The 18100-nt window shown below is 42.0% G+C and carries 15 protein-coding genes; 9 read left to right on the top strand and 6 right to left on the bottom strand.

Annotation, left to right across the window (positions count from 1 at the left end; translation table 11 throughout):
* Position 1 precedes the first annotated feature (1 nt).
* On the bottom strand, positions 2-886 hold the full coding sequence (gene dapA, locus ACPZ3T_RS06925; protein WP_490274660.1) for a 4-hydroxy-tetrahydrodipicolinate synthase: 885 nt from the start codon (positions 884-886) through the stop codon (positions 2-4).
* A 182-nt stretch (positions 887-1068) separates the two neighbouring features.
* Positions 1069-2109 carry an aspartate-semialdehyde dehydrogenase gene (locus ACPZ3T_RS06920; protein WP_490274658.1) on the bottom strand — a complete coding sequence of 347 codons (1041 nt, stop codon included), beginning with the start codon at positions 2107-2109 and terminating at the stop codon, positions 1069-1071.
* A 470-nt stretch (positions 2110-2579) separates the two neighbouring features.
* On the opposite strand from ACPZ3T_RS06920, the gene tig reads away from it, so the two are divergent.
* The 4 genes from tig (at position 2580) to ACPZ3T_RS06900 (ending at position 7410) form a co-directional block, all read left to right on the top strand.
* On the top strand, positions 2580-4001 hold the full coding sequence (gene tig, locus ACPZ3T_RS06915) for a trigger factor (protein ID WP_490274656.1): 1422 nt from the start codon (positions 2580-2582) through the stop codon (positions 3999-4001).
* Between the two features lie 310 nt (positions 4002-4311).
* A complete protein-coding gene (gene clpP / locus ACPZ3T_RS06910; RefSeq protein WP_490274654.1) occupies positions 4312-5013 on the top strand; it encodes an ATP-dependent Clp endopeptidase proteolytic subunit ClpP in 702 nt (233 codons plus the stop codon).
* Between the two features lie 9 nt (positions 5014-5022).
* The gene (gene clpX / locus ACPZ3T_RS06905; RefSeq protein ID WP_490274652.1) at positions 5023-6363 is read left to right on the top strand and encodes an ATP-dependent protease ATP-binding subunit ClpX; all 1341 of its coding nucleotides are present in this window, start codon (positions 5023-5025) and stop codon (positions 6361-6363) included.
* Positions 6364-6489: 126 nt separating this feature from the next.
* A complete protein-coding gene (locus ACPZ3T_RS06900; RefSeq protein WP_490274650.1) occupies positions 6490-7410 on the top strand; it encodes an alpha/beta fold hydrolase in 921 nt (306 codons plus the stop codon).
* A gap of 171 nt (positions 7411-7581) precedes the next feature.
* Here the strand turns inward: ACPZ3T_RS06900 and ACPZ3T_RS06895 are convergent, their stop codons facing one another.
* Positions 7582-8256 (bottom strand): nitroreductase family protein, encoded by a 675-nt coding sequence (locus tag ACPZ3T_RS06895; RefSeq protein WP_490274648.1) that lies wholly within the window; start codon positions 8254-8256, stop codon positions 7582-7584.
* Between the two features lie 368 nt (positions 8257-8624).
* Here ACPZ3T_RS06895 and ACPZ3T_RS06890 point away from each other — a divergent pair, with 368 nt between their 5' ends.
* Positions 8625-9542 carry a M23 family metallopeptidase gene (locus tag ACPZ3T_RS06890; protein WP_490274646.1) on the top strand — a complete coding sequence of 306 codons (918 nt, stop codon included), beginning with the start codon at positions 8625-8627 and terminating at the stop codon, positions 9540-9542.
* A gap of 329 nt (positions 9543-9871) precedes the next feature.
* Entirely contained in the window at positions 9872-10702 is an 831-nt protein-coding gene (locus ACPZ3T_RS06885; protein ID WP_490274644.1) for a peptidoglycan-binding protein, read from the top strand.
* 111 nt (positions 10703-10813) lie between these two features.
* Here ACPZ3T_RS06885 and wecB read toward each other — a convergent pair whose 3' ends face one another.
* Both wecB and ACPZ3T_RS06875 read right to left on the bottom strand, forming a co-directional pair.
* Positions 10814-11932 (bottom strand): non-hydrolyzing UDP-N-acetylglucosamine 2-epimerase, encoded by a 1119-nt coding sequence (gene wecB / locus ACPZ3T_RS06880; protein ID WP_490274642.1) that lies wholly within the window; start codon positions 11930-11932, stop codon positions 10814-10816.
* Between the two features lie 190 nt (positions 11933-12122).
* Entirely contained in the window at positions 12123-12500 is a 378-nt protein-coding gene (locus tag ACPZ3T_RS06875) for a hypothetical protein (RefSeq protein WP_490277144.1), read from the bottom strand.
* 705 nt (positions 12501-13205) lie between these two features.
* Between ACPZ3T_RS06875 and ACPZ3T_RS06870 the strand changes: the two genes are divergently transcribed.
* The 3 genes from ACPZ3T_RS06870 (at position 13206) to glgA (ending at position 17139) form a co-directional block, all read left to right on the top strand.
* Positions 13206-14510, top strand: a complete 1305-nt coding sequence (locus ACPZ3T_RS06870) for a type IV pilus twitching motility protein PilT (RefSeq protein ID WP_490274640.1) — start codon at positions 13206-13208, stop codon at positions 14508-14510.
* A 179-nt stretch (positions 14511-14689) separates the two neighbouring features.
* On the top strand, positions 14690-15445 hold the full coding sequence (locus tag ACPZ3T_RS06865; RefSeq protein WP_490274638.1) for a circadian clock KaiB family protein: 756 nt from the start codon (positions 14690-14692) through the stop codon (positions 15443-15445).
* A gap of 215 nt (positions 15446-15660) precedes the next feature.
* Positions 15661-17139, top strand: coding sequence for a glycogen synthase GlgA (glgA, locus tag ACPZ3T_RS06860; protein WP_490274636.1), 1479 nt, complete (start codon positions 15661-15663; stop codon positions 17137-17139).
* 67 nt (positions 17140-17206) lie between these two features.
* On the opposite strand, the gene ACPZ3T_RS06855 is transcribed toward glgA, so the two are convergent.
* Positions 17207-18025, bottom strand: a complete 819-nt coding sequence (locus tag ACPZ3T_RS06855) for an Rpn family recombination-promoting nuclease/putative transposase (protein WP_490274634.1) — start codon at positions 18023-18025, stop codon at positions 17207-17209.
* Positions 18026-18100: the final 75 nt, after the last annotated feature.

The following is an 18100-nucleotide window of genomic DNA, read 5'->3' as shown; positions in this document are numbered from 1 at the left end:
ATTAAATTAAATTCAGTTTTTTCATGACTGCTGCTAACTTTTCACTCACAATTGGGTCAGTGTCACATAATGGCAGCCGAGTTGAACCAACCTCCCAACCTTGTAATTTCAGTGCTTGTTTAATGGGTATAGGATTTGTAGAGAGAAATAATGCTTTAAACAATGGGAAAAATCGGAGGTGAATTTCACTGGCAATTTCAACTTGTCCTGCATCAAATGCTTGAATCATCTGTTGGAGTTGGTTGCCTACTAGATGAGAAGCTACGCTCACAACACCCTTAGCCCCGATCGCTAACAAGGGCAGGGTTAACGAATCATCTCCAGCGTAAATCTGAAACTCTTTTGGTGTCAACCTGCGAATTTCACTGGCTTGGTCGAGATTGCCACTAGCTTCTTTAATGCCTACTATATTGTCAATGGCAGCTAATTGTACAACTGTCTCTGGAGAGAGATTTTGACCTGTACGTCCGGGGATATTGTACAACAATATCGGTGAATCGGGACAGGCTTGGGCGATCGCCTGAAAATGCTGATACAGTCCTGCCTGTGGGGGCTTGTTGTAGTATGGTACAACCTGTAAAGTACCATGTACACCTATTTTAGCTGCTTTTTGGGTTGCTGCGATCGCTTCTTTGGTGGAATTAGATCCACAACCTGCAATTACTTTGGCTTTGCCTGCTACTGCTTGCAAAACTTCCACAAACAACTGGTATTCTTCCTCCCAAGTCAGGGTAGGAGATTCTCCAGTTGTACCACAAACTACTAATGTATCTGTACCGTTTTCAGCTAAATGTGCTGCCAGTTCTGCCGCTAGAGCATAATTTACACTACCGTCGGCTTTAAACGGCGTAATCATCGCGGTTAAAACTCTGCCAAAATCTCCCACCCTCTTTTTACTCCTAACACTACCTTTTTGTTTTGATGTCTTGGTGGTTTTTATTGTAATAACTTAAATTATCAGTTGTTTACAAGATATAGTTTCTGGGGCATTAAAAAATTCAATCAGTTGATTTTGGATTGGTTACAACCCAAAATCTCAACTCTCAAATTCCCTGCTGCCGACTCACTTCAAGAAACATATGCTTTTGCTGGTTGGAGTAAGTTTTTTTCTACTAACAACTCAGCGATTTGAACTGCATTTAATGCTGCACCTTTGCGAATTTGGTCGCCACACAGCCATAGTTCTAAGCCACAGGGGTGAGAAATGTCTTGACGAATCCTACCCACTAAAACTTCATCTCGGCCACTGGCTTCTATGGGCATGGGAAAGTAATTTTTCCCCCAGTCTTCTACTAATTTTACTCCAGGAGCGTGACTTAAAATTTCTTTGGCGGCTGCTGGGGAAAATGGTTCAGCGAACTCTAGGTTAATGGCTTCTGAGTGCGCCCGCAATACGGGAACCCGTACACAAGTGGCGGTAATTCTGATTTCTGGGCTGTCAAAAATTTTGCGGGTTTCGTTGACCATTTTCAGTTCTTCCTCACAGTATCCCGCATCTGTCATGGGGGAGTTATGGGGAAATAAGTTAAATGCTAGGGGGTAGGGTAATACTTCCGCAACGGGTGAATCTCCTTGGAGAATAGCACTAGTTTGGATTTTCACTTCCTCCATTGCTTTTGCCCCTGCGCCGCTAGCAGATTGATAGGTAGCGGCAACGATGCGCTGCACTGGTTTGATTTGATGTAAAGGCCAAACTGCCAAGGTCATCAAAATTGTAGTGCAGTTGGGGTTGGCAATAATCCCTTGATGGTGAGCGGCAGCTTGGGGGTTCACCTCTGGTACTACCAGGGGAACATCCGGGTTCATACGGAAGGCACTGGAGTTATCTATAACTACTGCGCCTTTTGCAACTGCGACTTTTGCCCAGGCTTTGGAGGTTGAACCCCCAGCACTAGCCAGCACTATATCTACGTTTTCTAAGGCGCGATCGCTCACCGCCTCTACTGGTATATTTTCTCCTTTAAAGGGTAGCGATCGCCCGACACTTTTTGGCGATGCCAATAATTTTAAATCTGCCACCGGAAAATCCCGGCTTGCTAGCAATTCCAGCAACTCTGTACCTACAGCACCAGTCGCGCCTAAAATAGCCACACGATACAACTTTGACAAATTGATTTTCTCCTTTTGAGAGCTTATGGATGATTAAATTTTTCGTCAGATTCAGCAATTAAATAGCAATAAGCGAACTTCAATTAATTTTTTTTAATTTCATTGAATATTTTTGACTTTTTGATAGATAAAAATATTGTTTCAACTAGATGACATAAGTTAATAGTAAAGTTTACTGTATTTGTTGCTGAAATTTACCACTAGAATCGAAAAATTAAGTACATTGTACAATAATATGCTCTAGAGCAGAAAATATATAGTAGCGTAAACGAAGCCTGTGGGTAATCCCTTCAGTAAAGTTATGGCGGTAAAGTGTCCAGTCCTTTGCTATTGGCAGTACACTGGATCTCTACTAAAGCTCTGGCAGACTAAACCCCCTGCTACCGCTAACACCACTCAAGACTGAGGATGGTTAATCGCATCTTGTGTGTAGTTGAAGTCACAAACACGAAAAAATTTAGAGACGAAGCATGAAAGTTACCCAGGAAAAACTTCCCGCCAGCCAAATTGGGCTGGAAATAGAGATTACACCAGAAAGCACTCAGCAAACCTACGAACAAGTTGTCAAAAATTTAGCCAAAACCATCAATATTCCTGGGTTTCGTAAAGGCAAAGTACCTAGGCACATATTGTTACAGCAATTGGGCAGTACTCGCATCAAAGCAGCAGCCCTGGAAGAATTAATCCAAGATGGCATTGAAAAAGCGGTAGAACAAGAAGCCATTGAAGCGATCGGTCAACCTCGCTTACGCTCATCCTTTGATGATTTAATTAATACTTATGAACCGGGAAAACCCCTCACCTTTATAGCCGAGGTTGATGTCAAACCAGAAGTTACCATAACCGACTACACAGGGTTAACATTTAAAGCCGAAGAAATCAAGTATGACCCCAATCGGGTAGATGAAGTTCTGGAACAAGAACGTCAGCAAATGGCCACATTAATTCCCGTAGAAGGCCGTGCTGCCCAAATTGGGGATGTAGCGGTAGTAGACTTTAAAGGTGTGATCGCTAAAGCTGAAGATGCAGATCCAGAAGCTGAACCAGAGCCAATTCCTGGCGGTGAAGCTAGTGATTTTCAAGTAGATTTAGAAGAAGATAAATTTATTCCCGGTTTTATTTCTGGGATGGTAGGGATGAATCCTGGAGAAACCAGAGAAGTATCGGCGCAATTCCCAGATCCTTACGTCAACGAAGAATTAGCCGGTAAACCCGCCATCTTCACAATTACCCTCAAAGAACTTAAAGAAAAAGAACTACCGGCATTAGATGATGACTTCGCCCAAGAAGTGAGCGACTTCGACACCTTAGAAGCTTTGCGTGCATCCTTAGAGGAGCGATATCAAAAAGAAGCCGAGGAAAAAACCAAAGGTAACAAACAAGAAGCTCTGGTAAACGAATTAGTCAAGCACGTAGAAGTCGATTTACCAGCAACTATGATCGATCAAGAAATTGACACCATGCTGACTCAAACAGCAATTAAGCTGTCTCAGCAAGGTTTGGATGTGCGGAAGTTATTTACTGAAGATATCATTCCCCAGTTACGGCAGCGATCGCGCGATGAAGCCATAGAACGTTTAAAACGATCTTTGGCTTTACAAGAAGTCTCTAAACGCGAATCAATTACCGTCACTAGCGAAGAAATTGCAGCCAGAGTCACAGAACTATTAGAGCAGTATCCAGAAGAAGATATTGATGAAAATAGACTCCGGTCTATGGTAGAAAACGAAATGTTAACCGAAAAAATTATGGATTGGTTATTAGAGCGTTCTACTGTAGAACTTGTCCCAGAAGGTTCACTCTCTAGCGAAGAAGAAGAGGCAGCAACAGAAACAACCGTACCTGAGACTGAGGCAGAAACTCCAGAATCTACCACAGAATCAGAAGTGTAAGGGTGTAGGGGTGTAGGGGTTTAGGGGTTTAGGGGTTTAGGGGAAAAATACAATATCATAAACCGTGGGTTATAACAGTTAAATGAGGTATTGAGTAAATAATCCTATTCACTATGCCCCATGCCCCATGCCCCATGCCCATCCCCAAGAAAATAAGATTTGTGATCTTACTTGCCTGATACCCTGCTACACGAGAAGAATATAGATGAGGCATAATACACATAGGTAAAATCAAAATTTACTCTATTCAATATCTAGCAGCGATCGCTAGCACAATATCTCTAACCAACCTATCTTTAAAAGTTCTCCTATGCTTGTATCGCAGTCGGCAAACTACCCCATCAGCAGTTTAGGTCAAATTGGCGGCATTTACTCCCATTTGCATGGCATTAGTAATATTGTGCCTATGGTTGTGGAACAATCGGGCATGGGAGAAAGGGCTTTTGACATCTACTCGCGCCTACTGCGTGAGCGCATTATCTTTCTGGGAACACCCATAGATGATGCCGTAGCTAACACAATTGTCGCCCAGTTGTTGTTCTTAGACGCTGAAGACTCAGAAAAAGACATTCAACTGTACATTAACTCTCCCGGCGGCTCAGTCTACGCAGGCATGGCAATCTATGATACAATTCAGCAGATACGTCCCGATGTTGTTACCATATGTTTTGGATTAGCCGCAAGCATGGGAGCATTTCTGCTCACAGCCGGAACTCCTGGTAAACGGATGTCCTTACCTGATTCCCGGATTATGATTCACCAACCTCTGGGGGGAGCGCAAGGGCAAGCTATTGACATAGAAATCCAAGCAAGAGAAATTCTTTACATCAAGGGACTATTAAATCAGTTATTAGCTAAACACACTGGTCAACCCTTAGAAAGAATTGAAGCAGATACTGACCGCGACTTCTTTATGTCGGCAGAGGAAGCAAAAAACTACGGTTTAATTGATCAAGTGATCACCAGACAAAATCTTCCCACCGCAGGGGAAAATGTCACCATTGTCAAATAAGAGGCTGGTATGTCTAAGTACGACTCCCATTTAAAATGTTCGTTTTGTGGCAAGTCTCAAGAGCAGGTGCGTAAGTTAATCGCAGGGCCGGGAGTCTACATCTGCGATGAATGCGTTGACTTGTGTAATGAAATACTAGATGAGGAGTTGCTAGATACTAATGGGGCGGCGGCACAACCAGCACCAAAATCAGAACCACCCCAAAAACGCCGCGCCCGTTCTTCCAGTCTCTCCTTAAACCAAATACCCAAACCGAGAGAAATTAAGAAATACCTAGACGAACACGTCATCGGACAAGATGAAGCCAAAAAGGTTTTATCTGTGGCTGTTTATAACCACTACAAGCGGCTGGCAATATTGCAGTCGAAAGGCAGTGGCAAAAATGGTGCTGACGATGCCGTAGAACTGCAAAAATCCAATATTCTCTTAATTGGGCCTACTGGTTGTGGTAAAACTCTCCTCGCCCAAAGCCTCGCCAAAATTTTGGATGTTCCCTTCGCAGTTGCTGATGCTACGACTCTCACAGAGGCAGGGTATGTAGGGGAAGATGTGGAAAATATTCTACTACGACTGCTACAAGTAGCTGATTTAGACGTAGAAGAAGCCCAGCGAGGGATTATCTACATCGACGAAATTGACAAAATCGCCCGGAAAAGTGAAAACCCCTCAATTACCCGTGACGTGTCTGGGGAAGGTGTACAGCAAGCCTTACTCAAGATGTTGGAAGGCACAATTGCCAATGTGCCACCCCAAGGCGGACGTAAGCACCCTTATCAAGACTGCATCCAAATTGATACCAGCAATATCCTCTTTGTTTGTGGTGGAGCTTTTGTAGGGTTAGAAAAGGTTGTAGAGCAGAGAGCAGGCAAAAAGTCAATAGGCTTTGTGCAACCAGGGGAGGGGCAATCGAAAGAAAAACGGGCAGCAGATGTACTGCGTCATCTTGAACCAGATGATTTAGTCAAATTTGGCATGATTCCCGAATTTATCGGCCGTGTACCAATGGTAGCGGTGGTAGATCCCCTAGATGAAGAAGCTTTAATGGCGATTCTGACTCAACCGCGCAGTGCTTTAGTCAAGCAGTACCAAAAACTGCTGAAGATGGATAACGTCCAGCTAGATTTTAAACCAGATGCCTTAAGAGCGATCGCCCAAGAAGCTTATCGGCGGAAAACTGGCGCGAGAGCGTTACGGGGTATTGTGGAAGAACTAATGCTAGATGTAATGTACGAGTTGCCATCTCGTAAAGACGTGACACGTTGCACAGTCACACGGGAAATGGTGGAGAAACGCTCAACAGCTGAACTCATAGTACACCCATCTTCTTTGCCCAAGCCAGAATCAGCATAATTAGTAATTAGTAATTCGTAATTCGTCATTAAAATTGTATAATCCCTTTGGTTATTGAAGGAATCAATGGCTTGGGTTAACAGTTACGAATTACGAATTATTTTGACTATGATGGAATTTTGATCAATGCCTTACATCAGTGTTCGTGGGGTTGAGCATTATTATGAGTGGGTGAAACAGCCATCTGATGATTTGACAAAGCCTGTGATGGTGTTTGTTCATGGTTGGGCTGGTTCTGCTAGGTACTGGAAAAGTACAGCTAATGCTTTAGTAGACGAATTTGATTGTTTACTCTACGATTTGCGGGGTTTTGGGCGTTCTAGTGGTAAACCGACAGTGGTTCAAGCTAGTAAAGGTGTTGCTGAGTCAGAGTCAAACCAGGAGACATCCCCAGCTATTCAAGAATTAACCTACGAATTGGAAGAATATGCTGAAGATTTGGCAGTTTTGTTAGATGAATTGCATCTTCAGCGTGTTTATGTGAATGCTCATTCAATGGGTGCTTCCGTTGCTGCTTTATTTTTTAATCAGTATCCCCAACGAGTCGAAAAGGGAATTTTGACTTGTAGTGGGATTTTTGAGTATGACGAAAAAGCTTTTACTTCTTTTCATAAGTTTGGTGGGTATGTAGTCAAGTTTCGCCCCAAATGGTTAGCAAAGATACCATTGGTTGACAAGATGTTTATGGCGAGATTTTTAAATCGTCCTATACCGAAATCTGAGCGTCAGGCTTTTTTACAAGATTTTCTCGATGCTGATTATGATGCGGCTTTAGGTACTATTTTTACTTCCGTGAGTAAGGCGCAGGCGGAATTAATGCCCCAAGAGTTTGCTAAGTTGCAAGTGCCTACTTTGATGATTTCTGGGGAGTATGACCAAATTATTCCGGCACAAATGGGGCGACAAGCGGCGGCGTTAAATGACAAGGTGGAATTTGTGGTGATTCCTGATACGGCGCATTTCCCGATGTTGGAGGATGCAGAGACTTATCTGCGACGGGTGCGGGAGTTTTTGCAAGTTCCTGTGGTGGGGTTGCAGGTGGGTTAGGGTTTAAACGCAAAGGGGAGGCAGCGCGTTGGGCGGCTAGCCTTCTCCTTCAGAGACGCTAACGCGAACGGCAACGCCAAGGGCGAATGCCGACTTGTTCGCGGAGCGTTCCCGCAGGGTAGCGACTGCCGTGGCGCGGGGTTAGCGCAGAGGAGAGGAACGCGGAGTTTTTTAAGAATGTATTGGGAAGGGTTGGTTGTAGTTTTCTTGAAAGCATACTTGGTTGAGAGGAAAGCGTCCGCCATATTCTTTGAAGGGTTCGGCAGCGTAGCCTAGGGCTAGTAAGCAGCAAATATCAAGTTCTTCAGGGATTTGAAATGTTTTTTTGATTGCCTCGCTATTAAATCCTTCCATTGGACAGCTATCAACACCAAAGCTTTTAGCCACAATCATCATGTAGGCTACAGCTATCATGGTGTGGCGATTTGTCCAGGCTTCTATTGTCTCGAAACTGGGATGGTTGGTGAAGAACTCTGGAATGCTAGAACGCATATAGTTGGCGTAGCTGGGAGTCATAATTCCCTGTTCTTCCCCTAGTTGGATGACAGAGGTAATATTTTCTATTTGTTTTACACGTCTGTCACCACAGCAAATTAAAACAATTGGTGCTTCACTTACTTGGCGTTGATTAAAGGCGCAGGCTTGGAGTTTTTCTTGATTTTCTTGTTCTTTGACTATAATAAATCGCCAAGGTTGGAGGTTAAAACCTGATGGTGCTTCTAATGCAAGTTCTAGGATTTCTCTTAAAATTGCTTCAGGGATAGCATTGGGTTTAAATGATCTAGCAGCACGACGTTGTTTAATTGCTTCTATCAGACCAATATAAGGGTGCATTTCGACAAACATAGGTTTTTATTTGTGTATTTCTTTGATATTCTCCCCTTAACTTCTGGTTTATCCCCTCTATCTATGGGTTAGATAGTACTAATAGTCACAATTGATTACATTAATCATATCATATATTTAATACATAGTTTTACAGTAATTTTACTTAAGTAAAATTGGGATGAATTGAGTAAGACAGCAGGATTTTTTGCTATCCTTGCACAAATTATCGCTGCCTGACACTTTCTCATGACCATCTTCGTCTATGTGAGATACAACATCTATAAAAGTAATAAATTTTACGGATTTTATCCTGTTTTTTCCAGTGTTATCTTGAACAGACGAATATATAAAGATTATCTAAACTATATTTGCAAGGATTAAAACTTGTGACAAAAAATACTATCTTGCAAGCCTGTACTTATGGCTGTACAGCATTAATTTCATTAAGCACCGTACTAATTACTAATACGAGTGCCTTGACTCAAGTTGCAATTCAACAAACACCTATTCCTACAGCTGAGTTAATTTGGCCAACCACAGGATATATCTCTCAAGGCTTCCGCAAGTATCAACATGAAGGTATTGATATTGCTGCACCATCTGGAACACCAATTGTAGCGGCGGCAGCAGGAACAGTCACGAAAGCCGGTTGGGATGAATGGGGATTAGGCAATGCTATAGAAATTAAACATCATAACGGTAGTGTGACAGTCTATGGTCATAACCGGCGTTTATTGGTCAGCAAAGGTCAACAGGTTAAACAAGGCCAAATTATTGCTGAAATGGGATCTACTGGTAATAGCACTGCACCACATTTACATTTTGAAATTTATCCCAATGGTCGAGTTGCGGCTGATCCTCAACGTTTGTTAACATCTGCGATCGCTAGCAATATTCCATCACCACAAACTTCTCCCGTGGCGGCTGGTGGCTCTCAACTTCATAAACCCCGACCAAGTACCACACCCCCAATTACACAAGCAGTTTCACCTGCCCAATCTATACCCATTCCCGTGGCTGTTGCACCTGTAACAGATACAAAATGTCATGGTGTCACCCTCTTACAAGGTGAAACCAAAAATACACTCGTCCAAGTCTGCCAAGAAAACGGTCAGTTATTTTATATCGGTCAGTTAAAACAACTCGTTAACGAGTCAGTCAAAATACCAGCTTGGCACATTGGTCAAAATCAATATCAAGCAAATAACGGCAGTTTCTCTTATTTAGTCAGTCCAGAGAAAGTGGAAGTATGGCGTAATGGTAATCAGATTCGGACTGATGTTTTTTTTACTTTTAAGAAGTGACAAATTAGTTTTATCTCAGGAGATAAATTAAGATTTTATGACTTTTGTCTCAGTCTAATTAAGGAGAGAAATATTCAAAAGTAGCCATGATGGCTGCGTACACAAGAAAACATCAAAAAGTCTTTCCCTTACACCCCTACACCGTTAAACCCCTACATCCCTTTTCATAGTGCGATCGCCAATTATTTCTGTAACAATTTTCATAATTTCCCTGATTTTCGACCATCCCCACAGAAAAACAACTTATGATAAATATAGAGTAGTTAAAAATACAAAAACTCAATATTCTCTGTACAGTTTTAATCTTTACTAAATAAAGGTGTTCACCAATGGAATATATCGCTTATTCCTCTATGGTTATTGCCAACGAAGAGGCGAATGGCCAAGCAGAATATATTGACTACGAATTTCCCAAATTTGACTTCAATTGGCACAAACTCCTGAAATCGTCGGCTTGGTTGTCTTTAGCTGGGTGCATGGTATTTTTAGCAGCTATTACTCAAGCTCCAGCAGCTTTAGCAGCCTATGTCAGAACTAACGGCACTTGTTTGAATGTGCGTGTAGATCCCAACCTCAATTCTAAAGTTGTAGATTGTTTGCCCAACGGCACTAAAATCACAACCACTGGGACAGTAAATGGTTTTGCTCGTCTATCCACAAATAGATATGTATCCGCTAAATGGGTGGGTAATATGTCTACCACTACTCATTCCAGCAAACCTATGAATAATGCTGGGGTGGGAGGCCGTGTCAACCTTAGTCTTGGTTCTAGAGGTCAAGCTGTATCTGAAGTACAGAAAGTTTTAGGAATTAACCCAACAGGCTATTACGGCCCTGTGACTACTCGACGAGTCCGGGAGTTTCAAGCTAATAATAAATTGCGTGTAGATGGCATAGTCGGCCCGGAAACTCGCAGTGCTTTATTTAGAACCGCCTCTACACCTACTAGACCAACTACACCTACTGGTGGCCCTGTAACTTTGAGTCTTGGCTCTAAAGGTCAGGCTGTATCAGAAGTGCAGAAAGTTTTAGGCATTCAACCTACAGGTTATTACGGCCCTGTCACCGCTCGGCTAGTCCGGGAATTTCAAGCCAAGAATGACTTGCGTGTAGATGGCATAGTTGGCCCGGAAACTCGCAGTGCTTTGTTAAGAGGATAGGCATCGGGGCAGGGGGCAGGGGGCAGGGAGACAAGGGAGACAAGGAAGGAGAGAAAAACTCTTGAATTTTTCTGCCCCAATCCCCAATCCCCAATCCCCAATCCCCAATCCCTAATCCCCAATCCCAAAGTATTTTCTAACAATCTGCAAAATATATTCGGCTGCGTGACCATCCCCAAAGGGATTAATGGCGTTAGCCATTGTTTCGTATGCTACGGGGTTAGTGAGTAACTCATCGGCAGCCGCCGCAATACTATCACTAGCAGTACCTACTAATTTAGCTGTACCCGCAGCCACAGCTTCTGGTCTTTCTGTGGTTTCTCGGAGGACTAATACTGGTTTTCCGAGACTGGGGGCTTCTTCTTGCAAGCCACCGGAATCAGTTAAGAGAAAATGCGATCGCCCAATTGCTCCCACTAGTTCGGCATAATCTAGGGGTTCAGTTAAAAACACGCGGGGATGATCGCCTAACAGTGCTTGCAAGGGTTCTCTCACCGTTGGGTTGCGGTGTAAGGGTAGAAGTAAAGCGGTATCAGGAAACTTGTTTAAGATTTGTAAAAAACCTTGGGCGATCGCTTGTAGTGGTTCACCCCAATTTTCCCGTCGATGCACAGTAGCCAATAAAGTCCGATAGGAACTCCAATCTAAACCAGGCACATTACAAGCAGGTTGAGTAGCAGCGACATTTAACAGCGCATCAATAACTGTATTGCCAGTTAAATGAATCTCACCCAAAACCCCAGAACGCTCTAAGTTTTCTACAGCCAAGGCAGTTGGCGCAAAGTGTAACTGCGTAATTTGTGAAATCAACCGTCGATTAGCTTCCTCTGGATACGGATTTAATAAATCATCAGTTCTTAAACCTGCTTCAACATGACCAACAGGGATTTTTTGATAAAACGCTGCTAAACTTGCCGCAAAAGCTGTAGTCGTGTCACCCTGTACAATAATTAAATCTGGCTTATTTTTCTGGAATAATTGCTCTAAACCTCGCAAACTGCGGCAAGTGATATCACTCAGAGACTGTTGAGGTTGCATAATCTCTAAATCATCATCTGCCTTTAAATTAAACAGCTGCATCACTTGCTCAACCATCTCCCGATGCTGTCCAGTTAAAATCACCTGTAAATCAAAGTCCGGCGATTCCTGAAATACTTGAATCACCGGAGCTAGTTTAATTGCCTCTGGACGTGTTCCCAAGATAATGCAAATACGTTTTTGATTAATCATTAGTCAATAGTCATTAGTTAATAGTCATTAGTTAATAGTTATTAGTTAATAGTTATTAGTCAATAGTCATTAGATAACAGTTTCTCTATCTTGTCTCTCTTTCCCCTACACCTCTACACCCCTAATTCCCCTAAACATGAAAAAACCCGGCTGAACCGGGCAGATGCTTTTGTCGAATTTTTCAGAATATTTATAGTTTGAGATCACAAGTTAATGGGCAAGCAGCATATACAGTTGTCTGCATTTGCTCTGCTTCTCCTCCATGCAACCAGCTTAACCATTGAATTTCTTTTGGATGTACACCTTTAAAGGTCAGCACACCAGCAGCAATCAAAACTGCCATCACATTCAACATAATTAAGCCACCTGCAACAAGTAATACTGCACTAACAGGCATTACAGATTGCAGCACAATCGACAACAAACATCCGACCGTAGCCATTAATACTACTAATGGAAATCCGACAACCAACAAGCATACTGCCAATGTAAAAGTCCATATCAAGAAACTTTTAATCATTAACAAGGAGTAGGTCTTTTCGAGATTAGAACTCTGAGCTAAAACCATGACTTGTCCTCCTAAGTACACAGCAAAATTTAGTTTCAGTAATATCTCGCTTTTGGCAAGCTACTGAATTGATTCAATGAAGTTTCAGTATATAAAACCCCTGTGAGAAAATGAGCGTTTATTTATTAAACTTTACAATTAATTTTTTGCAATTATGAATGTAAAGTTAAGTTCACATTTCACCATAAATATAGCTTTCGATATCTCTCTAAAGGTATAGAAGGCAAAAGTCATTTGACCAAAAAGTTTATTGACGACTTTTGAGTTACATTGCTCTTAACATTTCTTATACAAATTGACGATGTTTCTCATAATTCTCTTAGGAAGCTCAACAAATTATCTACAGATGATTTTGCTGTTATTTGCTAGTTACTTATAGTCACCATAGACAAAATCTTCTCATTTAATACTCATATCTCTAGCCACAAGCGATAAAAGCGTAAAAAATCACTCAAAATTACCAATATATTTACTGAGGTTTTTTAAGAAACTCTTAGGATAAACCAGTTTATAAAGGAGGTTACAATTTTTATATTATCAGCCAGAGTTATAAGTTATACACACAACCGAGGCAAATGTAACGAAATATTACTAATAGTCCTCAGATAAATCAGAAACCTCAAATTGCCTTCCTGAGAACCTTCAGAACGTTTCCACCGATCTTTTGACTCATTGAATACTTAACCTACAAAAATTTAAAGTTATATGACGGAATCACAGCAGCCATCAAATTCCAATCCTGTTGTTGCTCGGAATGTCCCACCAGCACCGCCATTGCCCCCACCACCACCAAATGTGATGACGCAACGCCAATATACGCAAACATTGGATATGTCGTCAGTGAATAGAAGTGCTGGACAACCCGTACCACCGCCCCCAACTCCTGCGCCTGCTGCGGCTCATCGTCCGGGAACGCCACCACCGATGCCTGTAGTTAGTGCTAATAGTTCAGGGCTAAGTTTAGCGGAGATTATTAGAGAAGCCTTTGATAATGGGTATTCTGACATTCACTTGGGAATAGGTGAAGTACCTCGCTTCCGTAACCGAGGTGAGATTAACCCAACTGATTACCCAGAAACGGACAAATCAACTTTTATGAGTTGGTTACGAGAGATTATGACTGAGTCAGAAATTCAACGATTTCAAGAACACTTGGAATTTGATGGTGCAACTCAGTATGAATTTGCCCGTGTACGGATTAACGTCTTTGACTCTCTCAAAGGCTATGCAATGGTGCTGCGGTTAATTCCTTTAAAAATCCTGTCTATTGATCAGTTAAGATTACCCCCAGTATTTCGAGATATTTGTCACTATCACAAAGGCTTAATCTTAGTAACTGGGCCTACTGGTTCTGGTAAATCAACAACAATGGCAGCCATGATTGATTACATTAATCGAGAAATGGCTAAACATATTATTACTATTGAAGACCCGGTGGAATTTGTGCATCAAAGCCGTAAATCTTTAGTTAAGCAACGGGAAGTAGGAATGCACACCCGCAAATTTGACAATGCTTTAAAAGCAGCCTTGCGGGAAGATCCAGATTTGATTCTGGTGGGTGAAATGCGGGACAAGGAAACAGTCAACACAGCCCTAAAAGCGGCTCAGACTGGTCACTTAGTCATGGGAACACTACATACGAACAGTGCAGTAAAAACTATTGAACGGATTTTGAACCTCTATTCCGGGGAAGAACAAGATGCCATGCGGGTAGCACTGGCAGAATCTTTAGTAGCAGTTATTGCCCAAGGCTTGTGTCGGACAACTGACGGTAAGCGGGCAGCCTTCCACGATATCCTGATTAATACAGAAGCAGTCAAAGAATGGGTCAAAGATGGTAAGTATGATGAAATTTCTGAATTGATGAAGCAAGCTGGTTTTGACGGTATGATTACTATGAATCAGTCATTGCTCAACCTCTATCAAGACGGTCGCATCACTGAAGAAACAGCCCTAGAAATGTCCCCAACACCTAACGAAATGGCTCAATTCCTGCGAGGTAGAGTCTAACAGAGGAGGGGTGTAGGGGTGTAGGGGTGTAAGGGTGTAGGGGAAACAGGGGAGACAAGGAAGACAAGGGGGAAATATTTACCCCAATGCCCAATGCCCAATGCCCAATGCCCAATGCCCAATGCCCCATGCCCCATGCCCCATGCCCAATGCCCAGTTCCCAGAACTAACTAATTAACTTGACTACAGATAAACTATTTCAACCTCAGTTATTTAAGGGCATAGCCCTCTTTACACCAGCAGGAGATTTAATTTACTGCATCGACCCCAATAAACAAGGTCGATGGCATTCCCATTTATGTACTGCTTTACAGGAAATTCTTGATTTACCAGAACCGCCCCACTTTCTAGTTCCTTGTTATACAGCCACAATTGACCATTGGTTAGATCCCCAAACCCAGCAGGTGAAAACTTTTGCGGAAGCTTACCCAGTTGTGATGCGGCATCAAGCTCTACTGAATGCGATTTTTGATACAGGTGACTTAGTGTGGCAACCTGCACCTTGGCAGGATGGTTTGTGCGATCGCATGGTACTGTCAACTTATCGCACAGCATTTCCTCAACTGTGGGAAGACCACGACTTAATTATCAATTTAGACCTTTCCGAACCAGTCCCCAGATATCATCCCCCAGCCAGGACAATCCAAAAAGCCCAAATCAAAACCTATGTCCTGCGTTTGTTCGTTGCCGGACACAGTGCTAACACAGAACGTATCCTTAAGAATCTGCATGAACAATTAGAGCGATCGCTAGGATACCCCTATACAATGAAAGTCATCGACGTGTTAACCAATCCCGAACAAGCAGAAATCGATCAAGTATCCGCCACTCCCACCCTAGTCAAAGTTTGGCCACACCCCATCCGTCGTTTAGTAGGCGACTTAGACAACACAGACAAACTCCTACAAATGCTAGGCGCAAAAGAAAAAATCTAAAACACTCTCCACGTAACTTTGCATTTAACTCCGCGCCCCCTGCGTTTCAAATTACCACTCTCATCAAGTCAAGAAATCTTGAACATCCATCAGCTAAATCCAGGTTTCTGGTAAATTATCACCACTTATCATTCCCACACTCGCTTGTCAATGAGTACATCTTTCATATACTGAGAGGTATAGTAAGATAAAGTTTTGTAAAGCGAGGACTACGGATGTACATAGTACAGATTGCCTCGGAATGCGCTCCTGTAATCAAAGCAGGAGGTTTAGGGGATGTCGTTTACGGTTTGAGTCGGGAATTAGACATTCGGGGCAATTGCGTCGAACTAATTTTACCCAAGTATGATTGTATGCGTTACGACCATATTTGGGGACTACATGAAGCCTACCTCAACTTATATGTACCTTGGTATGGTGGGGCAATTCACTGCACCGTTTATTGCGGTTGGGTACATGGGCGAGTGTGTTTCTTCATCGAACCCCACTCAGAAGATAATTACTTCAATCGTGGTTGCTATTACGGTTGTGATGATGACGATATGCGCTTTGCTTTCTTCAGCAAAGCCGCTTTAGAATTTCTCCATCAAAGCAATAAACGTCCTGATATCATCCATTGCCATGATTGGCAAACAGGCTTAGTTCCCGTCATGCTCTATGAGATTTACAAATATCATGGCATGGATCATCAACGGGTTTGCTACACCATTCACAACTTTAAACATCAAGGAATTGGTGGTGTTAAAACTCTCTGGGCTACAGGTTTAAATCGTGAGTCTTATTACTTCCAATACGACAAACTGCGGGACAACTTTAACCCCTTCGCCTTGAACTATATGAAAGGGGGAATTGTTTATTCCAATGCAGTCACTACAGTTTCGCCTAACCATGCCATAGAAGCTGAACAAACAGAAGTTGGTTGTGGTTTAGGTCATACTTTGTACTTGCATCGAGAGAAATTTAAAGGCGTACTTAACGGTATTGATTACGATTTTTGGAATCCAGAAATTGACCGTTACATACCCTATAAATATACCACCGATGATTTTGAACAAAAACTATATAACAAAAAAGCTTTACGTGAGCGGCTATTGCTGCAACCATCAGATAAACCAATCATCGCTTACATTGGCAGATTAGATCATCAAAAAGGTGTGCATCTTGTTCACCATGCCATTTATCATGCTTTGAATAAAGAAGCACAATTTGTTTTACTAGGTTCTGCGACAGAAGCAGGAATCAACGCTCATTTTCGTCATGAAAAAGCATTTCTAAATAATAATCCAGATGTTCATTTAGAACTGGGCTTTAATGAAGAATTATCTCACCTAATTTATGCAGGTGCAGATATGATTGTTGTTCCCAGCAATTACGAACCTTGTGGTTTAACTCAAATGATTGGTTTGAAGTACGGTACTGTTCCCATTGTGCGCGGTGTCGGTGGACTAGTGAATACAGTATTTGATCGAGACTACGACCAAAATCATTCACCAGAAAAACGTAATGGTTATGTATTTTATGAGACAGATAACTATGCGTTAGAATCAGCCATGAATCGGGCAATTGATTTGTGGTACAAATCCCCTGAAGAGTTTCAACAATTAGCGATTCAGGGTATGAAGTATGATTACTCATGGAATCAACCAGGAGCAGAATACTTAGAGATTTACGACTGGATTAAATATAAATGGTAGTTTAATACCCATCACCAAGTAGCTGTTTTTAGACAGCTACTTTTTTATTGGCATAAACTGATACTATTTAATTTCGCTGATTTAACCATACTTCTAAATCACCAACTTCCGAAAAATCAAATAACGCCTCTCCTAAATCTTCTAACTCGTCAGCAGATAAATTCCGAACCCGTTCAATTAATGGAGTTTCAATCTCTCCAAAACGCCGATTGATTTGACGTAAAATCAAACTTTCTTTACCTTGTTTTTTTCCTTGTTGCAAAATATCTTGATAGATTACAGACTCGCGCATAATATCCTCCCTTAACAGTTGACGAATTAAATCTTTCCCAAACCGCAAACCAGCAATAATTTCTGTACACCCAGCAATATTTTGTCGTTCCTCTCTATCTGAAATTTTAGCGACTTGTTCAGCAACTTGGGTAAGTAGACCTGATGGTGAGTTGCTTCGGGTTAAAGTTGCTAGAGGTAATAGTGCGGGATTTGCTAGAAATTTTGCTGAATCTTCCTCCCAAAGACGAATAACCCGATAATTGTGACTGGTAGTGTCGTCTCGATATTCTTCAGTAAATGCGACTTCGTTAGTCGTTTCTTGCAAAAATATCACTACCTGCGCTACAGAACATCGATATTGACGCTTTAACCTGACTGAATAATCAAGCATTCGGAAATTAAGCGGTGGATTAGATGTTGCTAGAGTTTGAAATTCAATATGTAAAATTCGGTTTGCTGTGCGTAGAAATGTCACAGAATCAGCGCGAATTGGTTCAAGCGTCAGTTCTGTTTTTAAGACTTCTATTTGTGGTGCATCTACTCCCAGTAACCAGCGCACAAAATCCTCTGGATACTGTTCAGCTAAATATTTACAAGCGTTGTCGTAACTCAAAGTTTATCCTTTTGTTCTAATTACCAGTAATCTATTAATTAACTAAGTATTTACTCTACTAATAGCCTTGATTTA

The sequence above is a fragment of the Aliinostoc maniaoense genome, from assembly GCF_058172895.1.
This window is presented reverse-complemented; position numbering and strand designations above follow the sequence as displayed.

Excerpts from the sequence above, each read along its gene's own strand:
- clpP (WP_490274654.1), top strand. The coding sequence starts at position 4,312 with ATGCTTGTATCGCAGTCGGCAAACTACCCCATCAGCAGTTTAGGTCAA.
- wecB (WP_490274642.1), bottom strand. The coding sequence starts at position 11,932 with ATGATTAATCAAAAACGTATTTGCATTATCTTGGGAACACGTCCAGAG.
- clpX (WP_490274652.1), top strand. The coding sequence starts at position 5,023 with ATGTCTAAGTACGACTCCCATTTAAAATGTTCGTTTTGTGGCAAGTCT.
- tig (WP_490274656.1), top strand. The coding sequence starts at position 2,580 with ATGAAAGTTACCCAGGAAAAACTTCCCGCCAGCCAAATTGGGCTGGAA.
- ACPZ3T_RS06870 (WP_490274640.1), top strand. The coding sequence starts at position 13,206 with ATGACGGAATCACAGCAGCCATCAAATTCCAATCCTGTTGTTGCTCGG.
- ACPZ3T_RS06895 (WP_490274648.1), bottom strand. The coding sequence starts at position 8,256 with ATGTTTGTCGAAATGCACCCTTATATTGGTCTGATAGAAGCAATTAAA.
- ACPZ3T_RS06885 (WP_490274644.1), top strand. The coding sequence starts at position 9,872 with ATGGAATATATCGCTTATTCCTCTATGGTTATTGCCAACGAAGAGGCG.
- ACPZ3T_RS06900 (WP_490274650.1), top strand. The coding sequence starts at position 6,490 with ATGCCTTACATCAGTGTTCGTGGGGTTGAGCATTATTATGAGTGGGTG.
- glgA (WP_490274636.1), top strand. The coding sequence starts at position 15,661 with ATGTACATAGTACAGATTGCCTCGGAATGCGCTCCTGTAATCAAAGCA.
- ACPZ3T_RS06875 (WP_490277144.1), bottom strand. The coding sequence starts at position 12,500 with ATGGTTTTAGCTCAGAGTTCTAATCTCGAAAAGACCTACTCCTTGTTA.